Source organism: Paraburkholderia panacisoli (assembly GCF_008369935.1).
GTDB lineage: Bacteria > Pseudomonadota > Gammaproteobacteria > Burkholderiales > Burkholderiaceae > Paraburkholderia > Paraburkholderia panacisoli.
The window spans coordinates 63210-81899 of sequence record NZ_VTUZ01000032.1; the positions used below are offsets into that span (position 1 = coordinate 63210).

Here is an 18690-nt window from a genome sequence, read left to right on the forward strand (position 1 = left end):
CCTAGATGGATTCGAGCGCGACGGAACGAGCTGCAGGGGGGTCGAGGTCGTGTAGCACGTCCTCAAGTCCGTGTGCATTCAGCCACTGATCGTCATAGAGGGTGTCGAGATATTTGAGCCCGCTATCCGGCAGCACGAGCACGACGTTCGCAGGGCCGTCCAGCTGCTCAACATATTTGCGCGCCGCGTGGACAATCGATCCGGACGATCCGCCGAGCAGCAGACCTTCGTGCAGCGCAAGCCGACGGCAATCGGCGAATGCGTCCCGGTCCGATACCTTGACCGTCTCGTCCACCCATTGCATCTGGATGTTGCCCGGTTTGAAGCTAAGCCCCGAGCCGTTCTGCAGATGCGGCGCAAACGTGCCGCCGAATACCACCGAGCCCTTCGGTTCGACGCCGAGCACATGCGTGCGGGAATTACGTTCCTTCAGGTATCGGGCAATCCCGCTCAGATGGCTGCCGGTGCTCGCGGAGACGATGACGGCGTCCACTTTGCCCGAAAGCTGATTGACGATCTCCGGGCCCGTCGAGTAGTAGTGCGCGTCGATTGCCGCGGGGTTGTTGTATTGATCGAGGTTGATGCAGTTGGGCACACTGGCCGCGATCGACTTCGCGACGGCGACACGCTTTTTCTGGAAGCTGCCCGATTCGTCAGGCTGATTCACCATTTCGACCCGACCGCCGAACGCGCGCACGACATTACCGTTAGCCTTCGGCGTCTTCGGATCGAGCACACAAATGAAGTGATACCCATGAATGGCGCACAGCATCGCGAGCGCGTGACCCATGTTGCCCGAAGTGGACTCGACGATCGACCAGCCCGGTTTCAGGCCGTGATCGCGCTCGGCTTGACGCAACAATTGCAGCGCGCTTCGGTCCTTCACACTGTAGCCCGGATTGTGGCATTCGAGCTTGCCATAGACACGGATATTTCGTTGCTCGTCAGAGAGACTCTTCAGGTGAAGCAAAGGCGTATTGCCGATCAACTCGACCAGGCTGTTTGCGTACATACGATATCCTCCGACCGGCGGTTTGACCTCAGCCAATGCCAGAGACGGCAAAGGCCTGCTTGACGTAGTCACTCTATTGAGATGTGGAAACTGCGTGTAGCTGTCCGTTAGGACAGTGTGAAGAATGTCCGGCCACGTTAGATCTCGCCGAGCACGAGCGACCCGTCCTGCTCCAACTGCTCCAATTGCTCCGCTGGAACGGGAGACAGGCGCGGGTGGGGCGAAGCCGTCGATGCGCCGTCAACGGCGAACGCCTTCATCAGCCGCGCAAGCAGCTCGCCATTCTGATGGATCAGATGGTGGCTCGCATGACGCAGTTCGAAGTGCAGTGGCCGGCACAGGTCCAGGCAAATCGCGCGAGCCCGTGTCGAGCAGGTCATCGTGTCGTTCTGCCCAGTTACCAGCATGACGGGCAGATCGCGCAGCTCACCTTTGCGAAGCCCTTCGATTCGATGTGCGCGAAAGTTCAGCAATTGCCGGCTGTACTCGACCATGTTTGAAGCAGAAAGGAATGGCGCCTGCAGCCAATGACGGGTTGCATGATCGGCGAGCTCGAAAACGGACGTATTCGTATCGCCGCTCTGGTTGCTCGTGCGTTTTTCCTGCTTGTCGAGTAGCGTGATCATCGACTTTGCCATGCTCTGTGCCGCCTGAGGCATCCGGTCGACGAGCTTGCACATCGTGTGGAGGTTGGTCTCGTATATCGAGTCCGACCCGGCATAGCCTTCAGCACCTGCAAACGACGGAGCGAACAGACTCAGCGACGCAATCGAGTCTGGCAGCGCGCGCGCCAGCTCGATCGCGTACTTCGCGCCCCCACACCAGCTCGCCACGTAACAGGTCGTGTAGCCTTCTTCAGCGAGCATGGCGGCGACAGCGCGGATGAAGCGTGGTAACGCATCGGGAGCCGCGTAGTAGGTCCGCGTCAGAGATGATTCTTCGTGTCCCGGCTCGTCATCGATCGTAAACACGGTGAAGCGATCGATCAACGCGTCGGCGAAGTCATGCCAGACGTCGTGAGACAGGCCGAACGCGTTGACCAGCAAAAGCGCCGGCCCATCCTTGCCGGCGCGCAGATAGGTATCGCCTGCGCGGGTGGATCTGCGCTGAAAGCTGGCGAGGCTGCCAAAGCGTGGCGCGGTTCTCTGGCGGTGCGAGGCAAGGCGCGCCGTCACGCGTTCCGTCACGAGACTGCGCCAGTCTAGTGTGCTCGACGAAAGACGATGCACGTCAATTGCCCTGTCATCCCCTCGTGCCCGTTGCGCATCGTCGGGAAGGGTCAGCCATGCACCGACATGACGCAGGGATTGCTCGATGAGCGTCTGGACTGCGTTGGTTCGAGACACACTGTCGGCCTCGCGCACAGGAATGCCAGCGGCACGCGCGACCGTCTCCGCGAATTCGCGCCAGGTGAACAGCGATTCCCCGCGAAGCACGTGAATGCCGGGGGCACGCGTCGATGCATCACCGGACGCGAGCCATGCAGCGACCGATTCGGCCGTCACGAGTTCCACATTGCCGATGTCATTGGCCGGCAGAACGAGCGGCTCGTGCTCAAAGTAATCCTCGACACGGCGGCGGACTTCAAAGATCGGGTCGGCGACGCCGTCGATCAGTGCTTCGAGCGGCGTGCGGGAGCCGCCGCCGACGGTATCTTCGGTTTCGCAATCGGCTACGGCGTTCGCCAGTACGATTGCAGGTACGTTGGAAATGGCGCCGGGCTCCAGACCGAACGCTACGGTGAGCGTTTGCAAAAAGCTATCGAACTCCGCCGGCTCGGAGAGCCTGGGATCATCGATGACGAGCCGCAGACGTCCTGCGTGGCTTTGCACGAGCATCGCGCCGAGCTTCGAGAAGCGCGCCGTCGAGGGCGAGATCGCGCCCCCGGTGCCGACGGCCCCATGCAACGCGCTGACGTCACGCCTCGTCAGGAAAACAGTCCACTCGCTTTCCTTCGCCGCACTCGCACTGCTCATCAGGCGTTCGCAATGACGTGCGAAATGGTGTTCGAGCGAACGCCCGCGATCATCTGCCGTGTCGGTCGCCATGTGCCCCTCAGACTTTGACTGCAAGAAGCGTTTCGACAAGATCGACCGCGTCGCCGACCGTGGCCAGATCCGCCACTTCCTCCGTGTGTTCGGCGAAACTGATTCCGAAGCGTTCTTCCGTCAACGCCATCAGCGACAACAACGAAATGGAATCTAGCATCAGATCTCCGGTCAGCATCGTGTCGCGTGTCAGCGACGCCTCGGCTATCTCAATCGCGGCAATCTGCGGGATCAACCCGGCAAGCGCATCGAACACATTGACGTGATCTTCCATGTGCTACTCCAGTGGTAACAGGCTTTCTGCTTTATAGCCTCTGCAACCGACGATGAAAACCTGACCTGCCGTACAGGTAGTCGGGAGACCGTCCGAACGGACAGGTTTCGGCGCCGACGGTTGGCATTTACAGTCTGGATAACCAACCGACGGGAAACGATCATGACACTAGCTGCTGAAGCCGTTGCGATGGACCAGGATGCGTTTGCGGGTGCGCTGCGCGCGACGCTCGAGGAGCAACTCACGCTCGACCACCCGATTTTCAAGGAGCTGTTTACACCGCAACGAAACTGGAAGCTGTTGAAGATCATCACGCTCGAGGGCTATCAGATCACGAAATATTTCCTCGAATACATCGAGAACCTGTATTTCCGCTGTCCGTTTCCGAACCACAAACGGCGCTTGCTGTACAACCTGTTCGAAGAAGAGACGGGGCGCTTCTCGAAGACGAAAAATCACGTCGAACTGATGGAGGATTTCATCCGCGCGCAAGGCATCAGCGATGAAGAGCGCGATGCATGGACGCCGTCAGCGGCTACTCGCGAACTGATCGAATATCGGCTCCAGAACTGCAAGGGTGAAGATACGTACCACATCGGCGCGGCGGCAGTGATGATCGCCAGCGAGGGCCAGAGCCTCGAAACCCGTGCAGGCGACGCCCGCCATACGATTCTCGCGAAATGCTACGGCTTGACGGAGCAGGACACGCGCTTTTTCTCGGTTCACCAGAAAGAAGACGTCGGGCATGTCGGCGAGGGCATCCATCTTGTGTCGGAGCTGTGCACGACGCCGAAGATGCAGGAAGAAGCGCTCGTCGCGGTCCGTCACACGTGCCGTCTGTTCTGGAACATGTATGAGAGCGCCGCCCAGAAATACTACGCGAGCGACGCCGACGCCAAGGCTGAGGGCTTTCAGGTCGACGCTTGATATTCGTGAGGAGCGCATGCCATGAGGCTTGACGAAATCATCGGTCGTCTTCGCGACAAGCCGAACACCTTGACCTTCGTCGACGACAAAGGTGACCAGACGGTCAAGACATTTCACGAGTTGTTCATCGACGTGCTCGCCACCATTGAACGTGGGAAGGGGCTTGGACTCATCCCGGGGTGCCGCGTCGGCATCGCGGCGCCGAGCGCTTATCTGTGGATGGTCTGGGATCTCGCGTGTATCGGGTTGGAGTGCGTGTCGGTAGCGCTGCCGAACGACAGGCTCCATAAACCATGCGCGGCGTCGATCGATCAGTATCAGCTCACTGTCATGGTCGTCGAGCCTGGCTGGCCGGCTCCGGACGCGCCGCCGCACGAGCGCGTGGTCGGCATCAATGTGGCACCCGATACACAGGCTGGCTATTCGCAGCAAGTGTTGCCTGTCGTCGTTCAGCATGCGCCGGATACCCATTCGATGGTGTTCAGCTCGGGCACGACGGGGAAGAACAAAGGGCTGATCGTCAGCCGGGCCGGCACTGAGAACCTGCTCAACCTCTATTTCGATGCGTTCGGCTTCGAGCCTGGCGATCGCTTCCTCACGTTCCTGCCGTTTGCGAACTATCAGCAGCGGATGATCTATTACTACTGCCTCTACCACGGCGTCGACTTCGTTGCCGTACCGTTCCAGTTGCTGTTCGCCAGTCTGAAACTGCAACGGCCCACCTTCGTGATCGCGCCGCCGGTCCTGTACGAGACACTGCAGAATCTCGCGCGTGCCAGCGTCGGCACGCACAAAGGCGATGATGCCGCGGGCCATCGCGGGGCGCTTTCGCAGCGTCTCAAGGAACTGACGGGCGGCAACATGCGTTACATGATCACCGGCATGGCGCCCATCAAGCGCGCGGCGCTGGACTTCTTTTGGGAGTGCGGGATCCCGCTTTTTGAGGCGTTCGGCATTACCGAGGCAGGCATGGTTGCCTGGAACAAGCCTGGCTGCGTGCGGGTTGGGACCGTGGGCAAGCCGGCCGAAGCAGGCAGTGTGTCGTTGTCCGGAGAGGGGGAGGTGATCGTCACGCGCAAGGCGTTGTTGTCGTTGGGCTACTTCGAATCGTCGGAAGAGGATGCACGCTCCACGTTCATCGGGCCGAATGCGGTGGCCACGGGTGATATCGGCGAGTTCGACGACGACGGTTTCCTGCGTGTGATCGGCCGCAAGAAGGACGCGATCGTCACCAGTAATGGCGAGAAGTTTCATCCAGAGCCGATCGAGACGATGCTCCATCAAGATCCGCGCGTCGAGGTCGCGGTCGTCATGGCGGGCCGGCGCGCCGGCTTGTGCGTCGTCATCTCAACCCGGCGACATGACGATCCAGAGGTGACGCAGGCATTGCGCGTGCATGTCGCAACGGTCAATAAGAAGTTGGCGGCGCAGCGGCAACTGACGCACATCGTGTTCACGGGCAGCGAGTTCAGTGTCGAGAATGGCTTGCGGACCAGCAATCTGAAGCTCAACCGGAGGGCTATCGCCAAGGCCTTTCTGCCGCCGGGATGAAAACCCGGCAGGAATAAGCCGCACCGTCGACGCAGCGCGGTGAACGTGTCGCGTCGCGCCGCGAAACCTGCCCGCCATCATTAGAGAGACCGCCCATGACCTCAAATCCGTTTCCGACCACACACAAACCTGCGTCCATCATCGAGACACTCACCGCATGGAGCGAGCGTGAACCGGATCGCATTGCATTGACGATCCTGCGCGACGGAGAGGCAATCGAAAGCGAAAGCACGTTCAGCGAACTGCATGCCGGTATGTTGCGCGTGGCATCCGGTTTGCGCAGCCGCCTTGCCACGGGCGCACGTGTTCTCCTCCTGTTGCCCACCGGTCTCGAGTTTGTCTGCACGTTCTATGGTTGTCTCGCGGCGGGGATGGTGGCGGTGCCGGCATACCAGCCACAGCAACCCCGCAAAATCGCGCAGTGGAAGAAGTTGCAAGCCATCGCTGAAAACTGTGGCGCGGCGCTGATTGTGGCGCCACAGAGTTCGATTGAAACGCTGTTGACGCTGCGCGAGAAGGAAGGCCTGTTCGGCCATTGTGCGTTCGATACCTACGAGGGGCTGTGGACGGCCGGCGCATCCGCGACGCATCTCCCATTACGACCGCCGTCGCACAACGATCTCGCGTTCCTGCAATACACGTCCGGTTCGACGGGCACGCCAAAGGGCGTCATGATCACCCATGCGAACATCGTCGACAACCAGTGCGTGATTGCAGACCTCATGGGTCACACCAGCCAGTCGCGCATTCTGTCATGGCTACCGCTCTATCACGACATGGGCCTTTCGACGGTGTTGCACCTCGCATCGATCGGCACCAGCGTGGTCCTGATGTCGCCGGTTGCGTTCATCCAGCAGCCGGCGCGCTGGATGCGCGCGATTGCCGCTCATCGCGTGAACACGTCGGGCGGTCCGAATTTCGCCTATCAGCTTGCTGCCTCGGCATTGCAGCAGGAAGACGACCAGTCGCCACTCGATCTTTCCACGTGGAAGGTCGCCTTCTGCGGCGCGGAACCGATCAACCGCAATACGGTCACGGCATTCCTCGAAGCGGCGACGCCGCACCGCTTCGCATCAAAGGCATTCTATCCGTGTTACGGCATGGCCGAAGCCACACTGCTCATCACTGGCGCGAGGTGCTACGAGGGCGTTCGGTATCTTGAAGTCGACAACATGCAGTTGTCAGCGGGCGTCATTCAACGTGCGCAGCCGGGCAACGCGGACATCAAGAGTCTGGTGTCCTGCGGGACGACGGGACCTGGCACAGAGATACGCATTGTGGATGCCGCAGGCAACGCGGTGTCAGATCAATATCAGGTCGGTGAGGTCTGGGCACGCGGCCGCGGCATCGGCATCGGCTATTACGGCAATCCGGAGGAGACCAAAGACACCTTTGGCGCGAGGCTCGCGGGTGATACGGCCGAGGGCCTGCCGTTCATGCGCACGGGTGACCTGGGCGCTTTCGTCGACGGCGAACTTTTTGTCACCGGCCGCGTAAAGGACATGCTGATCATCCGGGGCCGCAACCTCTATCCGCAAGATGTCGAAGACTGTGTGCAAGACGCCGTGCCGGCGTTGCGTCGCGGGTGCGGTGCCGCTGTGTCGGTAACGGTGGATGGGGAGGAGAAGCTGGTCATCGTGCAGGAGGTCGGACGCACGCAGCGCCGTACCATGGACGTGCCGACGACATTGCGAAGCATGATCGTGGCGGTGGGTGAGGACTTCGGCATTACCCCGCACGCCGTGGTGCTGGTTGAACCCGCCACCATCGAGAAGACATCAAGCGGCAAGATCGCGCGTGCGCTATGCCGCCGGGCGTACCTGCAAGGCGAGTTGCGCGCGGTCGCGAGCTGGAGGGAAGGCGAGTATGAGATCGGCGAACAGCAAGTCCCGAGTCTGTCGCAGACCGGCCACGACGACGTCACATCGGCCGCGCAGGTTCTGCGGCGGGACCTGGCGACGCGCATTGCGCGCATTGTCGCCGAGCACCTGAAGATCGGTGAACAGCAGGTGTCGCGCACGACACCATGGGTCGAAATGGGATTCGATTCGATGAGCGCGTTGCAATTCGCACTGAAGGTGCAGCACCTGACGGGTCTTACTTTCGACGCCGCGGTGCTATGGGATTGCTCAAACATCGAACTACTGGCGGCGCACCTCGCCTCCATGCAGGACGCCGGGAGCCTGATCGCGGCGCGCAACGCGGTAGCGGCGGCGAAGCCCGAGCGGCACGACGTCGCACCAGCGAGCTCCACGGCCGCCAACGAGGATGCCGCGCCGCGAACGGCTGAGCAGTTGATGGAACTGTCGGACGCCGAGGCCGAGGCGTTGCTGATGAAGGAACTGCAACGCTAGACGCGGCGCAAGTCGAAAAGCGATTCTTGAGAGTGCGATGATGAACGAGCCTACCTCCGCAAAACTGACACCCGTCAAGCAAGCCCTGCTGAAGATCGAAGCCTTGCGGCGCGAACTGAACAACGCCCGTCTGGTGGCGAGTGAGCCGATTGCGGTGGTTGGCATGGGCTGCCGTCTGCCCGGCGGCGCCAATTCGGCTGACCAGCTGTGGGCGATGCTTGCCGCCGGCACGGACGCGGTCATCGAGGTGCCCGCCGAGCGCTGGACCGACGCGATCTACGATCCGCGCCCTGGACGACGCAATACCAGCTACAGCCTGCACGGCGCGTTCATCGACGAGGTCGACCGATTCGATCCGGAGTTCTTTGGCCTGTCCGGCCGCGAAGCTCACCATGTCGATCCTCAGCAACGCTTGCTGCTCGAGTGCTCGTGGCGCGCGATCGAAGATGCGGGATTCACCCGGGAAGGCATCGGCGCTTGCCGGACAGGCGTGTTCGTCGGATCGTCGCTGGACGACTATGCGCGCATTAGCGAACTGGTGCCTGGCGCCGAGCTCAGCTATGCGCAGACGTCGCTCGGCACCGCTCGCCCCTTCGCGGCAGGCCGCATTTCATACCTGTTCGGCTTTCATGGGCCAACGCTGCAACTCGACACCGCGTGTTCGTCGTCGCTCGTGACCGTGCATCTGGCCTGCCAGAGCCTGCGTAACCGCGAATCCGATGTCGCGCTGGCGGGCGGCGTCAATCTGATGCTGTCGCCCGAGATGACGATCGCGTTGTGTGAGCTTCAGGCGCTGTCGCCGGATGGCCGGTGCAAGACCTTCGACGCGTCGGCCAACGGCTATGTGCGCGGCGAGGGTTGCGGCGTGATCGCGCTGATGCGCCTGTCGGACGCGCGTGCGCAGAAGCGCCCGATTCGCGCGGTGATTCGCGGTTCGGCGGTGAATCATGACGGCAGGAGCAACGGCATGACCGCGCCGAATGGCCGCGCGCAGCGCGAAGTGATCCGCGACGCGTTGACCCGCGCGGGCGTCGCGCCGGAGGAGGTCGACTACGTCGAGGCGCACGGAACGGGTACGCAGCTCGGCGACCCGATCGAACTGCGCGCGTTGCATGACGTCTATTGCCACGACGTGCAGCGTAATCAGGACCTGTACGTCGGCAGTATCAAGACGAACATGGGGCACCTCGAAGCGGCCGCATCGGTGTCGGGCTTGATGAAGGTTATCTGTTCGCTCGAGAAGGCCGAAATACCGAAGCATCTGCACCTGGACACACCGACGCCGCACGTCGACTGGCAAAGCAATGGCATCAAGGTCGTCACGCAGCACATGGCGTGGCCGTCGAACCGGCCAGGCAAGCGCGTCGCGGGGATCAGCTCGTTCGGCATGAGCGGCACCAACGCTCACCTGATCATCGAATCGTGGCAGGACGACCGTGCAGACGGGGCCGACGCGCCCATTGCGGATGACCCCGCGCTCGTGCAATCGCTACCCGCGCGTCCCGAAATCTTTCCTTTCTCGGCACACACGCCGTCGACGCTCGCTCGCTCGCTGGCCGACTGCGCCGCGCAACTGCGCACGAATCCGTCCATTCAGCCACACGACTTCGCCCATTCGCTGCGGGTCGGACGCGACACCCAAAGACATCGCATCGCGCTCGTCGCCGGCACCCGCGAGCAACTTATCGAGGCGTTGACGCAGACCGAACACGCGTGTCGTGCCGAACGGTCTCCTCGGGCAAACGAGCCGGGCAAGCTCGCCTTTCTGTTTACGGGGCAGGGTGCGCAGCACGCGGGCATGGCGCGGCAGCTCTATCAGACGTTTCCGCTCTTTCGCGAAGCACTCGACGAGTGCGACGGCCACTTCGAGGCACTCGGCGAACACTCGCTGATCGATGTGCTGTGGGGCGACAAACAGACGCTGATTCACGAAACCCGCTACACGCAACCGGCGATGTTCGCAATCGAGACGGCGCTGGCGCGCCTGTGGATGCATTGGGGCATCGTGCCGGACGTGCTGATGGGACATAGCATCGGCGAGTACGCGGCCGCTTGCCTCGCGGGCGTGTTCTCTCTCTCGGACGCTTGCCGGCTGGTCGTGGCGCGCGGGCAGCTGATGGAGACGATGACGCCTCCCGGCAAGATGTTGGCGGTGCTGACGCCGGCTGCGAAACTGGCTGGCTACCTGAGCGCATACCATGGACGCGTCGAGCTGGCTGCGGACAACGGACCCAGCAATGCTGTCGTGTCGGGCGATGCCGATGGTATCGACGAACTGGCGCGACAGCTCGAGTGCGACGGCATCTCGACACGCGCGCTCAGTGTGTCACGCGCGTTTCACTCGCCACTGATGGAACCGATGCTCGATGCGTTCGGCGAGGTCACGGCGTCGGTCCGATATCAGCCGCCGCGCATCCGTCTCGTGTCAAACGTCTCGGGCATCTTCGAGGCAGAGCGGTTTTGCGATCCGGCGTACTGGGTCCAGCACGTGCGTGCCGCGGTGAATTTCCGCCAGGGCGTGGGCACGCTGTCGGCCGACGGCATACGGACATTCATCGAGATCGGACCGGGTAAGACGCTCACGAGCCTCGTCAAGGCTTGTTGTGCCATGCAGGGGGGAGGGCGCGCAATTAGCGCGCTGCATAGCTTCGGCGATCCGGAGAATGAATGCGAGCAGTTGCTCAAAACGCTGGCCGACGTGTACGCAGCGGGACGTCGCGTCGATTGGGACGCCTTCGAACGCTCGCGTGCGCAGCATCGCACCGCGCGCCGACTCCTGTTGCCGCCCTATCCGCTCGAGCCGGGCCATTACTGGATCGGCGCGCGTCAGGCGGTGGAGCGCGCGCGGCCGTTGAGCAGCGCTCTCGCAGCGGCTGCGCCAGCACACAACAGCCTGCTCGGTCAGCAATTGATGCTGCCAGCGCTCGACGGAAGGCGTTACGAGAACCGCCTCTGCGTCAGCGAGCTGCCCTTTCTCGAAGGTCATGCAGTGCACGGAGGGCTTGTGTTTCCCGCTGCGGGGTTCATTGAGGTTGTGCTGGACGCGGCGCAGCGTGGCAAGTCGTCTGTCGATACCGCGGACGGGTCTCGGGCGCCGTGGTTGCACGTGCAGGAGCTGTCGTTCGACCATCCGCTCGTGCTCGACCGTCAGCGGCCGTTTCTGCTCGGCACGGTCGTGCACGCAGCAGAAAGCGCAAAAGGCACCGTGAAGGCGGCGCGCGCGCACCTGGAAATCTACTCACGAAACGCTGACGATGCAGAGCCGGAGCCGCAATGGGTCAATCATTGTTCGGCGTGGCTGCCCGCGACGGCGGACTGCACCCATGGCGACGCCGACACGCCGACACTCACGGCGTGTCAGGAACGTTGCACGCAGGCGCTGCCCGTCGACCTGTTCTACGAGCGGCTGCGTGAAAGGGGGCTCGCGTATGACGGCGCGTTCCGATCGATCCGCCGCATCTGGCGCTCGGACGATGCGGCGCTGTCCCGTATTGAGATCGATCCGGCGCACGCGTGCGTTGCGGCGCGATCGATCCATCCCGCCGTGCTCGACAACTGCTTCCAGACCGTGGCCGCCGCGCTTTGGGACGCGGGGCTCAAAATGACGTACGTGCCGGTCGGCATCAATCACCTTGCTTGTCAGCCCATCCCCGACACGCGTGTGGTGTGGTGCGCGGTGCGCGTCAAGTCGCGCCGGCATCTGGTGAGCGCAGATCTGTGGGTTTATGACGATGCAGGGCAATGCGTTGCGTTGATCGCACATCTGCAACTGCTGGCCGTCGATCCACGAAAATTCGCTGCGGCGCGTCCACACGCGAACCTTTACAGCCTTGCCTGGCGTGCGCTACCGATCGAGGCCGGCAGCGCTCTGCCTGCGCAGGCCAGTTATGTGCTGGTAACGGGCGATGCGGCGCCGGGCGACCAGATCGCAGCCCAGTTGAGTGCGGCCGGCACTGATTGCCCTATTGTGCGGCAGTTCGCAGAACCGCCCGACGGCGACGACGAGTGCGTGCGGCGCTTTCGCAAGGCGCTTTCCGCAGTCGCGTCGTGTGCAACTGCGTCCGATTCCGTTCAGATCCTGTATGTCTGGCCGCACGCTCCATCGGCTAGCGATGCGAGGTCAAGCGAAGAGGAGTTGGGGCAGGTCGCCGATGCGTATCGCCGGTTCGCGAACTTCTGGCGCGCCGTGCAGGCGACCGACTGGTCAGGTCGCCGGTTGATGGTGTGCATCGTCACACAGTCGGCCCAGTGCATTCCGGGCCACGACCGGCTCGTCGATCCAGCCCAGGCCGCCGCCTGGGGCGTCGCACGCAGCCTGATGCACGAAAGTGGCGATATCCGCGTGCTTGCGGCCGATCTGCCCGGGCCGGACCCGGCCTCTTGCGAGGCATTGCTGGCGGCGATCGGCGAGTCGGTCCGGACCGGCGAAATGCAGTTTGCGATGCGCGGCCGTGCGATGTATGTACCGCGCCTCGTGCGGCGTAACGCGCCCGCGGCCAGGCCGCTCGCACGCGGTGCGTATCTCGTCACGGGAGGGCGCGGCGCGATCGGCACCCGGCTGATCGAATGGCTGATCGCAAAGGGGATGCCGAAGATCGTGTCGGTGAGCCGGCAACTGCCTGCGGAGGCGGAACGCGGCCGGCTGACCCAACTTGCCCTGGCGCATGACTCGGCGCTCGAGTTCGCGGCCGTCGATATCGCATCGGCTGCGGAGGTGGACGAGCTGATCAAGTCCATCGAAGCGGATGCGGCCCGTCCACTCAAAGGCATCCTGCACGCGGCCGGCACGCTGGAAGACGGGCTGCTGCTCACGCAACCGATGTCGTCGGTGATGAAGGTGCTGACGCCGAAAATCGCCGGCACGTTGAACCTGCATCGCGCCACTGCCCATCTTGCCGTGAATCACTTCGTGTCGTTCTCGTCGATCGTGTCGTGCATCGGATCGCCGGGGCAGTGCGCCTACGCGGCAGCCAACGCGTATCTCGATGCGCTCAGCCTCGGACGTAACGAAGAGGGCCTGTCGGGCCATGTGATGAACTGGGGGCTGTGGGGTGGCAAGGGCATGGCCGAACAGCTCGATGCACAGCAGCTGCGGCGCATCGAGACCTATGGCCTCAAGGTGCTCGACCCTGACGCGGCGCTGCACGAGCTCGACGGGTTGATGGCCGAGCGCCAGGGGCAGAGCCAGATCTGGAACGTCGATGTCGATACGTTGCTCAAGCGCAGCGCCAGCGGTTCGCTGCGAACGCTGCTGAAGGAAATCACGGATGGCCCAGCGAACGTCCCGGCCGGAACCGCCGGTAGCGCGTCGAGTCTCGGACAACGGCTCGCTGCTCTGCCAGACGGCGAACGTGAAACGGCCCTGCGCGATCATCTGGCCGGCGAGATCGCGGCAACGTTGCAGATTGCGCCCGAGCGCGTCAGCCCGAGCGTAGCGCTGATCGAACTCGGGCTCGACTCGCTGATGGCTGCGGAATTCCGCAACGCGTTGCGCGATGAACTGGGCGTCGATATTCCGTTCGGGCGGCTGCTGGAAGGCGCCACGCTCAACGACGTCGTCAGCACGATCGTCGACACCATGGGGCGCGGCGCGACTGCGCCCACGGCGGTGCAGACAGAGCCGCGCTCGGCCAACCAACTCGACGTCGTATCCAGCGAAGCCACATTCGGCGTGGAAATGGAGGGTGGCGAACTATGAGTTCGATCGACTACATCAACGAACTCGCCGGACGAGGTATCCAGCTTTGGACGCAGGATGGCAAGCTGCAATACAAGGCGCCGAAGGATGCTGTAACGCCGGAACTGCTTGCCGAGCTCAAGCAACACAAGGCGACGCTGATCGCTCTGCTCGAACAGTTCGCCGGAACGGCGGGCAGCTATCCGCTCTCGTATGCGCAGAAGTCGTTGTGGTCGCTGCACCAGCTCAATCCGGACAGTGCTGCCTATAACGTGACGTATGCAACCCGACTTGACGACTCGGTCGATCTGCCGACGCTGCATCGCTGCATCGACTATCTGATCGCCCGGCATCCGATCCTGCGCACCGTCTATCGCGTGGTGGACGCGCAGCCACGCCAGCAGGTCAGCGCCGAGTCCAGCACGCGGTTCACCATCGACCGTGTCTTTGACGCCGACGATGCCGCGATCCGGCGCTGGATCGACCAGGAGGCGAACCGGCCATTCGACCTCACACAGTCGCCGATACGCATGAAGTTGCTGGTCAACGAGCGTAGCGAAACGACCGGGCAAACAATCCGACGCGTGCTGCTGCTAAACGTGCACCACATCGCGGCAGATTTCTGGTCGCTAGAAATCCTGATCCGTGAACTGCACGCGTTGTACCAGATGGCCATTGCACAGCCAGAATCGGAACAGCCGCTGAAATTGCCACGCCTGACACTGCAATACAAGGACTGTGTACAGCGCGAGGCAGAGCGGCTGCAGAGCGGTGACGGTGTGGCGCTCGCCGAGTTCTGGCGACGCGAGTTGCAAGGCGCGCTGCCGGTGCTGAATCTCGCGACCGATCGCATCCGGCCGTCGCTGAAAACCGAGAACGGCCGGGTACATAGTGTTGCGCTCGGCATGGACCTATCGAGAGCCGTCAAGGAAGCCGCGCGCAGCCTGCGTGTCACACCGTACATGCTGCTGCTCGCCGTCTATCAACTGTTCCTGTTTCTGCACACGGGGCAGTCGAGGCTGATGATCGGCACACCGACGGCGGGGCGCAGCGTGCCCGGCAGCGAAAGCGTGCTCGGACACTTCGTCAACACGGTGGTGCTCGCCTGCGAAGTTCGAGCCGATGAGCCGTTCGGCGCTCTGGTGAAGCGCACGCGCGAGATGATGCTGCGCGTCCTGGATCATCAGGATTATCCGTTTCCACTGCTGGTCGAGACATTGCGGCCGCCGCGCGATCCGAGCCGGTCTCCGGTCTATCAGGTGATGTACAACTGGAACCAGGCGCGTAGCGAAGCGAATACCGATCGGCCGCCTCAGGCGGCGTTCTATCGGGAATTACTGGCCGCGTCGAGCACAGGCACGCGCGGCGCAACGCACGACCTGACGCTGAACATGCAGGACATGGGTGTCGAGTATGTCGCCGCGTGGACGTTCAACACCGATTTGTTCGACGATGCGACGATCGAGCGTTTCGCGACCCAGTATGCTCGTCTTGTGGATCAAGTCCTGGCCCACCCCGGCCGGCTGACAGTCGAATACCGGATGGCGGCCCAGACGGCCCACGACGAAGCGTATGGGTGGATCGCGGATACGGGTGTCAACGCCGGACAGTCGTCGTTGCGGCGCGTATCGCTCTTCCCTGATGCATCGAGGGATGCCCACCGGACGGCCTGGCAGTTCGACGGTCGTGCGATCGGCTGTGCAGAATTGGCTGAAGCAGTTGATGTGGTGCGATCCCGATTGAAGGCGCTCGGAATCGGCGCGGGCAGCACTGTCTCGCTCCAGCTGCGCAGCATCGCCGAGTTGGCCGCCACGTTGCTCGCCGTGCTCGAGGTCGGCGCGTCTTGTCTGCTGCAGGACGAGCGGGCTCACGACGCCAATCATTCGAATGAACCGCACGTGTCCGTTGACGCGATCTGCCGCGGTGCGAGCGAAGCCTGGTCGGACTGGAATCCGCGTGAGATCGCCGTACTCAAGGGAACGGCGATGGACCCACCCGCGGGAGCGCACTGCGGCCATGGGGCCGAGCGGATCAAAGGGTTCATCGACGGGTTCGGCCAGCTGCTTCAGCTTGACGAAACCTGTCGCGCACTGGTTCTTCAAGGAACGGACCGGCAACTCGCGCTATCGATCATGGCGAAGGCCGTGCTCGAAGGGGGGTGGGTCCGCCTGTCCGAACGCGTCTCGATCGGCCAGCTTGTCGGTGACATCGGCGCGCAATCCGAACAGGCGCTCGCGGGTCTTCGCGAGTTGATTGCGAGCGAGCGTATCTCAGCGTTCCCGTTACCGACTCTATTGCTGCCGGCCGCACCGACCGAGCTCGAGAGTGTGAACGCACTGATCGCGTACGGCGATCATCCACACACACTCGAACAGTTGGCGCGCCTTCGTTCGACTCCGTGGGCGCTGTATTTCATGCCATTGCGCTGTTCCGATGCGTGGACGGGACCCGTCGCGTTCAGCCCGTCGCGCGGCGAATGGCATCTGGCACCGTTGCAGGGCTCCTATCATTTTCCAATCGTGCTCGGTCAGTTCATGCGTCTCGCCGACGAGCGACAAGCCGGACGGCTCCATCTGGTACGCCGCGCGGGGGCGCGAGCGCAGGCGGCAGACCACATAGCGGGCTCGCAGGCCGATCAGGCGGCCGAAGTACAGCGCAGCCCCGGCTCCGACGACGAGCTGGCGCGCGCGCTGATCGATGGCGAGATTGTCGCCACGCCCGTAACGATCACGAAGCGGTCCGGCTGCATGGTATGCCTCGATCCGTCATCGCGCGTCGTGACGCACCGGTTGGCGCCGTTTGCCATCGGCCCCGTGGAGCGCTTCATCGCGTCTCGTGCGGGCGTGCAAACAGCGGTCTGTCACGTGATCGAATCGGACGGGACGGCCGTTTTCGCCGCCTACCTGCTACCGGAGGCTGGCGAATCGCCCGCTCAGCTCGAAAGTGCGCTACGGAAAAGCCTGAAGCAGAGATTTCCGGACTACATGCATCCGGAGACTTTCATGATGCTGGAGCACCTGCCGCTCGATCGCGCCGGTGCACTCGACGCCGGCCGCCTGCCGTTGCCGCAACGCTCTTCGGCGGCAAGCCGCGCAGCGATCAGCGACATCGAGCAGAAGCTCGCGGCTATCTGGTGCGAAGTGCTAGGGAAAACATCGGTGGGCATCGATGACGACTTTTTTGCGCTCGGCGGAGATTCGATACTTGCGGCCGTCATCGTCTCCAAGGCCACGCTCGAGGGCATGTATCTGAAGCCGAAGGATATCTTTGAACACCCGACGATCGCCGGCCTCGCGGGCGCGGTGAGCGCGGTTCCCGGCATCCAGGTGGAGCAGGGGGCGGTCACGGGCGAGGCCGTGCCAGGTCCCGCGTCGCAATGGTTCTTCGATCGAGTCAAGGTAGATCGCTCGCACTTCAATCAGGCACTTCTCGTCAGTCTGCGCGAGGCGCCGGACCTGGCTCTCATGCGGGAAACGCTGCGCCTCGTGTCACGCCATCATGACGTGCTGCGCTCACGCTTCGAAGAGCGCGCAGACGGATGGCGTCAGGTATTCACCCCGGACGATGACCAGGCGTGCGAGCCCGACTGGGCTGTCGTCTCATGTACGACGAACGAAGGTCTGCCCTGCTCGAAAACCTGGAAGCAGGCGATTGCCAGCGCCCAGGTGGCACTCGATATCGAACGGGGCCGACTCTGGAGCGTGCGCTGGCTCGAAAGTACGACGCCGAGCGCGAGCCGGCTCCTGATTGTCGTGCATCACCTCGTCATCGACGGCGTGTCGTGGAACATCCTGCTGCAGGACATTGGTGACATTTACATGCAATTGCGTGAGCAGTCAGCGGTGAAGTTGCCGCTGAAGACCAGTTCGGCCAAGGCATGGGTCGAGCAGTGGACCGCGCTCAGCCAAAGCGATGCACTGGACGACGATCGCAGCTACTGGCAGAGCTTCTCGGCCCACGTGCATGGCACGCTGCTGGACCAAACCAAGGTCGCGCTGATGCGGCATGGCCTCGCACCTATCGTGCACCATACCTACAACGAATCTTCGGGAAGCTGTACCACCACGCTCGACGCTGAACTGACGGAAGCGTTTCGTACCATCGCCCATCAGGCATACGGAACGGACGCCAACGATCTGCTGATCGCGGCGTTACATGCGGGTTTCCGCTCGTGGAGCAGCAGCGACGCGTTGCTTATCGATCTGGAAGGCCATGGCCGCGACGCGCTTGCCGATGTCGTCGATCTGAGCCGGAGCATCGGCTGGTTCACATCGATTTACCCGGTTCTTATTGACGCGTCGGCATCTGACGATCCCGGCCGCCTGATCAAGCAGGTCAAGGAGCGGCTGCGGCAAATCCCACACAAAGGGGCCAGCTTCGGTGTTCTGCGATATCTTGACGCGCCTCTGCGTGAGTCTCGCGATCTGGACCAACCATCGCTGGCTTCGCTGCCGAACTCGCCGGTACTGTTTACGTATCTCGGTCAACTAGACCAGATGGTCGGGTCGTCGACGTTTTATGGTGAGGCGCTCAAGCCGGCACTTGGCATCCGTAGCCCACGGCAACGCCGTACGCATCTGCTGGACGTATGCGCCTACATCGCGGACGGCCGGCTCACGATCGAATCGAGCTTCCACGGCATGCCTGGCGTCGACGAGAGCATCGGCTGTCTGATGGGCCGGGTCAACGATGCACTGACGATGCTGATTCGACATTGCTGCACCGAAGGCGCCGGTGGGCTGACACCGTCCGACGTTCCGCAAATCGACGTCGACCAGGATGGGCTCGACGAACTGCTGGACGAGATCGAAGCGCTTGAGCGCTAACAATGGCATGTGGCGGGCAAT

The 18690-nt window shown here is 62.7% G+C and carries 8 protein-coding genes; 5 read left to right on the forward strand and 3 right to left on the reverse strand.

Annotated features, from left to right (window positions below):
- Position 1: 1 nt before the first annotated feature.
- The 3 genes from FVF58_RS34795 to FVF58_RS34805 all read right to left on the reverse strand — a co-directional run bounded on the left by FVF58_RS34795 (position 2) and on the right by FVF58_RS34805 (position 3334).
- On the reverse strand, positions 2 to 1012 hold the full coding sequence (locus FVF58_RS34795; protein WP_149674256.1) for a PLP-dependent cysteine synthase family protein: 1011 nt from the start codon (positions 1010 to 1012) through the stop codon (positions 2 to 4).
- A gap of 137 nt (positions 1013 to 1149) precedes the next feature.
- Positions 1150 to 3060, reverse strand: a complete 1911-nt coding sequence (locus tag FVF58_RS34800; protein ID WP_149674257.1) for an alpha/beta fold hydrolase — start codon at positions 3058 to 3060, stop codon at positions 1150 to 1152.
- Positions 3061 to 3067: 7 nt separating this feature from the next.
- Positions 3068 to 3334 (reverse strand): acyl carrier protein, encoded by a 267-nt coding sequence (locus FVF58_RS34805; RefSeq protein ID WP_149674258.1) that lies wholly within the window; start codon positions 3332 to 3334, stop codon positions 3068 to 3070.
- Between the two features lie 162 nt (positions 3335 to 3496).
- Between FVF58_RS34805 and FVF58_RS34810 the strand changes: the two genes are divergently transcribed.
- The 5 genes from FVF58_RS34810 (at position 3497) to FVF58_RS34830 (ending at position 18669) form a co-directional block, all read left to right on the forward strand.
- Positions 3497 to 4261 (forward strand): iron-containing redox enzyme family protein, encoded by a 765-nt coding sequence (locus FVF58_RS34810; protein WP_149674259.1) that lies wholly within the window; start codon positions 3497 to 3499, stop codon positions 4259 to 4261.
- Between the two features lie 21 nt (positions 4262 to 4282).
- The gene (locus FVF58_RS34815; protein WP_149674260.1) at positions 4283 to 5812 is read left to right on the forward strand and encodes an AMP-binding protein; all 1530 of its coding nucleotides are present in this window, start codon (positions 4283 to 4285) and stop codon (positions 5810 to 5812) included.
- 95 nt (positions 5813 to 5907) lie between these two features.
- The gene (locus FVF58_RS34820) at positions 5908 to 8166 is read left to right on the forward strand and encodes an AMP-binding protein (RefSeq protein ID WP_149674261.1); all 2259 of its coding nucleotides are present in this window, start codon (positions 5908 to 5910) and stop codon (positions 8164 to 8166) included.
- A 40-nt stretch (positions 8167 to 8206) separates the two neighbouring features.
- Positions 8207 to 13864, forward strand: a complete 5658-nt coding sequence (locus tag FVF58_RS34825) for a type I polyketide synthase (RefSeq protein ID WP_188131008.1) — start codon at positions 8207 to 8209, stop codon at positions 13862 to 13864.
- Positions 13861 to 18669, forward strand: coding sequence for a condensation domain-containing protein (locus FVF58_RS34830; RefSeq protein WP_149674263.1), 4809 nt, complete (start codon positions 13861 to 13863; stop codon positions 18667 to 18669). Before FVF58_RS34825 ends, FVF58_RS34830 begins: the two co-directional genes overlap by 4 nt.
- Positions 18670 to 18690 lie beyond the last annotated feature (21 nt).